Annotated in this window: 4 protein-coding genes; 1 reads left to right on the top strand and 3 read right to left on the bottom strand. The window is 43.1% G+C overall.

Features of this window, described 5'->3' with window-relative positions; all coding sequences use genetic code 11:
* Positions 1 to 297: 297 nt before the first annotated feature.
* Together larE and hrmK are read right to left on the bottom strand one after the other, a co-directional pair.
* The gene (gene larE, locus ACFE90_RS36690) at positions 298 to 1,125 is read right to left on the bottom strand and encodes an ATP-dependent sacrificial sulfur transferase LarE (protein WP_375507158.1); all 828 of its coding nucleotides are present in this window, start codon (positions 1,123 to 1,125) and stop codon (positions 298 to 300) included.
* A 69-nt stretch (positions 1,126 to 1,194) separates the two neighbouring features.
* The gene (gene hrmK, locus ACFE90_RS36685) at positions 1,195 to 3,039 is read right to left on the bottom strand and encodes a hybrid histidine kinase/response regulator HrmK (RefSeq protein WP_375507157.1); all 1,845 of its coding nucleotides are present in this window, start codon (positions 3,037 to 3,039) and stop codon (positions 1,195 to 1,197) included.
* A 205-nt stretch (positions 3,040 to 3,244) separates the two neighbouring features.
* Here hrmK and ACFE90_RS36680 point away from each other — a divergent pair, with 205 nt between their 5' ends.
* Entirely contained in the window at positions 3,245 to 4,111 is an 867-nt protein-coding gene (locus tag ACFE90_RS36680) for a branched-chain amino acid ABC transporter permease (RefSeq protein WP_375507156.1), read from the top strand.
* Between the two features lie 21 nt (positions 4,112 to 4,132).
* On the opposite strand, the gene ACFE90_RS36675 is transcribed toward ACFE90_RS36680, so the two are convergent.
* The gene (locus ACFE90_RS36675; protein WP_375507155.1) at positions 4,133 to 4,273 is read right to left on the bottom strand and encodes a photosystem I protein PsaX; all 141 of its coding nucleotides are present in this window, start codon (positions 4,271 to 4,273) and stop codon (positions 4,133 to 4,135) included.
* Positions 4,274 to 4,414: the final 141 nt, after the last annotated feature.

Below are 4,414 nucleotides of genomic sequence, written 5' to 3'. Positions count from 1 at the left end.
CCCCTGCCCCCTGCCCAAACGAAGTAAGGCATCTCACAAAATCGCATCGCTCCCCATGGTTTTGACCGCAATTATGCTTTAGGAAATCTTAATGAGGCATCTCTGGGCGAACTCACTAAGCATTGGCGTCAAAAGCGCTACCGAGCTTTTCGAGAACTCTGCCAACACGTTTATCAAGACCTAACAGCACCTGCCGATCTGCCGATTACAGATTGGTATGAGACACTGATGCAGTTGGCAAAGATAAGTGAGATAGGTGAAAACAGCACAACCGTGTCTACACAGTCCAGCAAAATGCTATAGTTTAAGGCTCAAGGCTTCCCGATTCAAAACCTGATTTAACTTCCCACTGCGATAACCTTCTAAATCCAGGGTTACGTAAAGAAATCCGAAATCCTGAAATGCAGAAACTACTTTCTGTAAATCCGTAGTTAACACAAACTCTTTAATTTGTTCTGGTGGTAATTCAATGCGTGCTGTATCTCCTTCCGATCGCACGCGCAAATTCTGCCAACCTAGCTTTCTTAAGAAAATTTCTGCTCTACCAACTCGTTGTAACTTAGCTACAGTAATCTCTTCACCGTAAGGAAAGCGGGAACTGAGACAAGGTTGAGCGGGTTTATCCCACCAAGGTAAACCGAGTTGTTGCGAAAGTTGGCGGACTTCAACTTTGGTGACACCAACTTCTGCTAAAGGCGATCGCGCCCCTCTCTCTTTCGCCGCCTGAATTCCTGGGCGATAATCATGCAAATCATCGGCATTTACCCCATCCACCACGTATGGATAACCCAACTGTAAAGCTAAAGGTTTGAGAGTGTCGTGTAATTCACTTTTGCAAAAATAACAGCGATTAACAGGGTTAGAGGTGTAATTGGGATTTTCCATCTCGTGAGTCTGGACGATTTTATGAGGAATCCCAATAGTTGCGGCTTGAATTTTGGCATCTTCCAACTCTTCTGGTAACAGCGAAGGAGAAACAGCCGTCACAGCCAAAGCGCGATCGCCCAACGCATCATAAGCAATTTTGGCAACCAAAGTACTATCAACGCCCCCAGAGTAGGCAATCAACGCCTGCTCCATTTCTTGAAATAAGGCTTTTAATTGCTCAAATTTTTCTGTCAGCATTATTTACCAATCCTGCCCAAACCCTATAGCACCCAACAGTTTCTATTGTAGTCATTTCCCTCTGCTACCCTACTCCCCTAATTCCCCTGTTGTTGGCGGTTTGCTGTATTTAGCTATCAGACTGGCTAAAAGTGGTAAATCAATTGGTTTAGAAATATAGTCATTTACTCCAGCTGCTAGACAAGTTTCGCGATCGCCTTTCATTGCCATTGCTGTTTGAACAATTACCGGAATCGCCTGATATTGCTGATTTTCTCGCAGCTGCTGTACCAACTTAAGACCATTGCCATCTGCCAGATGAACATCCATCAAAATCAACACTCGGTCTAACTGTGGTAAAGCTTCCCACATCTCGGCAGCATTCTTAACCCAAGTCACCTGATATCCCAATTTACATAGATAAATTTCCATCAAATGAGCGTTGGGTAAGTCATTTTCTACTAGCAAAATATCTAGAGAAGAATTAGTGGTGAAAGGCAAAGGAGGTGAGAAGGATTTTTCTTCCCGTGCTCCCCCTGCTCCCTCATCTCCCCCCACTTCCACTTCTTGTTTAAAGGGAAGTACAAGGGTAAAACGGGAACCGCAATTTACTTCAGATTCCACGTTCACAGAACCACCGTGAATTTGGGCGAGTTTTTGAGTTACTGCTAAACCCAAACCAGTACCTTCACCACCAGCGACAGCCTTGGCAATTTGGAAATAGGGTTCAAACAGTTGAGCCTGGTCTTCTTGGGAAATGCCAGTGCCAGTATCCCAAACTGTAAAATACACAAATAGACCTTTGGCAACAACCTCTAAGCCAACACTTCCTTGGCTAGTGAATTTGAGGGCATTGAAGAGTAAATTCAACAGCATTTGCTTGAGTCGCAAGGGGTCAGCTACTAGGGTTGTGATATTGGGGTCAAGTTTTAAACGGAGTTTCAAACCCTTATTAGCAGCTTTCTCTTTCACCAATGCGAAAACATTCCTACATAGCATTGGCACATCAATTGTTTCCCACTGCACCTCTAGCTGATTTGCTTCAATTTTAGAGAGATCCAAAATATCATTAATCAAAGCTAGCAAGTGCTTGCCGCTAGACCGAATGATACTTAAATACTCTTGCTGGCGTTCTTGAGTTGGTTCAAACCCTGGGGTTAAAAGGAAGTCGGTGAACCCAATAATAGAACTAAGGGGTGTGCGAATTTCGTGGCTAGTGTTTGCCAAAAACTGATTTTTGAGTTGATTGGTGCGCTCCAATTCTTGATTAGAGTTATTTAACTCTTGATGCTGTTGCTGCCAAGATAGAATGTGTCTAAGTTGTACCAAAGCTGTTGTACAATGCTCGGCAGACCTTGCCATCAATTGTGATTTTAGTTGAGCAAGTGATTTTATCAGCGAATCACGAGCAGAGTTTAGGGGTGCGGTGGCGAGAATTAGCCAACCCATGACGTTGCCAGAATCATCAGCTAACCGCCAAGCGCTCGGTGGTTGTTGATTTTCAAGCTCCTGCAAATCTTCAAGTTCTATAACCCCTTGTAATCTCAACAGCAGCTTTTTTTCTGCTGTCAGCAATTCTAGAAATAAAGGTTGTGAGTTCGGGGATGGAGAAGACGAAACATAGCAAACTGTGGCAACAGTTGCTTGTGGTTCAAACAAAGCTATGCCTACGGCACAATCTGTAACCGCCAAATTGCTGTTGTTCACAGCACTGTTAATCTCGTTAACAACAGTTTGAAGAATTTTTGTTTCTGCGGCTCCTGCCTGTGGGACTGTTTTACAAGCAGAAAGCAGGCAATCATTAAGGCGACTTTGCAACTGGTTCAAGCTGCTCTCCAGCCACAACTTGGCGCGAAGTTGCTGAATTGTTGTCAAAGGTTTTGGCCTTACATCTATCTGTGAGTTATGGTCTGGTAAGCTTGAGTACTGCTGCATGGTCAACTAGACCGTTGAACTAGTTTAGCTTCGCATAAGAATCCGAAGAGGATTCTATGTATATTAACTGACAATTCTTTTTTATTTATAAACCATAACTTATGTTGTTATAAACCATAACTTATGATGTTAAATTTAGCATCTCTTCTAAAAAAATTATTATACGAACCACTGACGTAAAATTTTTTAAAGCAACTGAAGGCTTATGGATACACAATTCGCCCAATTAATAGTTAATGGGATTGCGGTGGGAAGCATTATTGCTTTAGCGGCAGTCGGACTCACTCTTACCTACGGAATTTTACGGCTATCTAACTTTGCTCATGGTGATTTTCTCACTCTTGGAGCCTATCTGACCTGGCTGATAAACACTATTGGAGTCAATATTTGGCTGTCGATGATCCTGGCGGCGGCGGGAACAGTAGCAGCAATGCTGTTATCGGAAAAGTTACTGTGGTCAAAGATGCGCTCTATCCGTGCTACTTCCACTACGCTGATTATTATTTCTATCGGACTTGCCTTATTTCTTCGCAACGGCATTATTTTTATCTGGGGTGGCAAGAACCAAAATTATAATTTACCTGTTACGCCAGCTTTAGACATCGCGGGTTTAAAGGTGCCGCAAAATCAATTATTGGTATTGGGTTTGGCGGTATTAGTAATTTTGGCACTGCATTACCTACTGCAAAATACCAAAATTGGTAAAGCGATGCGAGCAGTTGCTGACGATCTGGACTTAGCCAGGGTTTCAGGTATCAATGTTGATCGGGTAATTTTATGGACTTGGGTAATTGCTGGCAGTCTTACGTCCTTGGGCGGCAGTATGTATGGGCTGATTACAGCCGTGCGACCGAATATGGGATGGTTTTTAATTTTACCATTATTTGCTTCAGTAATTCTTGGTGGGATTGGCAACCCTTACGGTGCGATCGCAGCAGCTTTTATCATTGGTATCGTCCAAGAAATCAGTACTCCTTGGCTGGGTTCACAGTACAAACAAGGTGTAGCGCTGTTAATCATGATTTTGGTGCTGCTCATTCGTCCCAAAGGTTTATTCAAAGGAACGATTTGAGCAGCACCATTCCACTTCTAACTATTGAATAATGTGGAAATAGTAGGCTGCTACCAGGAAGTTGATAGCTAACAAGAACAGTGCCCAGCCTGTGCGAAAGGCGTAGGGAGGTTTAGCTCCACTGTCGGCAACTGGTAAATTCTTCGTCGTTTTTGCAGTCATAATGCGATTCTCCTAATGTCAGGACTTTTTAAGAAATACCAAACTGGTGTACCAAATATTCAAATTCTTTAAGAATATTTGTGTGAAGTTAAAAATTAGAGAGTGGGGAATGGGGAATGGGGACTGGGTATTGGGCATTGG

It is taken from the genome of uncultured Nostoc sp. (genome assembly GCF_964245445.1).
GTDB lineage: Bacteria > Cyanobacteriota > Cyanobacteriia > Cyanobacteriales > Nostocaceae > Nostoc.
Note: the sequence above shows the minus strand (reverse complement) of the source record. Positions and strands in the feature narration are given on the sequence as shown.

Coding starts and splice junctions, on each gene's coding strand:
- larE (WP_375507158.1), bottom strand. CDS start 1,125: ATGCTGACAGAAAAATTTGAGCAATTAAAAGCCTTATTTCAAGAAATG.
- hrmK (WP_375507157.1), bottom strand. CDS start 3,039: ATGCAGCAGTACTCAAGCTTACCAGACCATAACTCACAGATAGATGTA.
- ACFE90_RS36680 (WP_375507156.1), top strand. CDS start 3,245: ATGGATACACAATTCGCCCAATTAATAGTTAATGGGATTGCGGTGGGA.
- ACFE90_RS36675 (WP_375507155.1), bottom strand. CDS start 4,273: ATGACTGCAAAAACGACGAAGAATTTACCAGTTGCCGACAGTGGAGCT.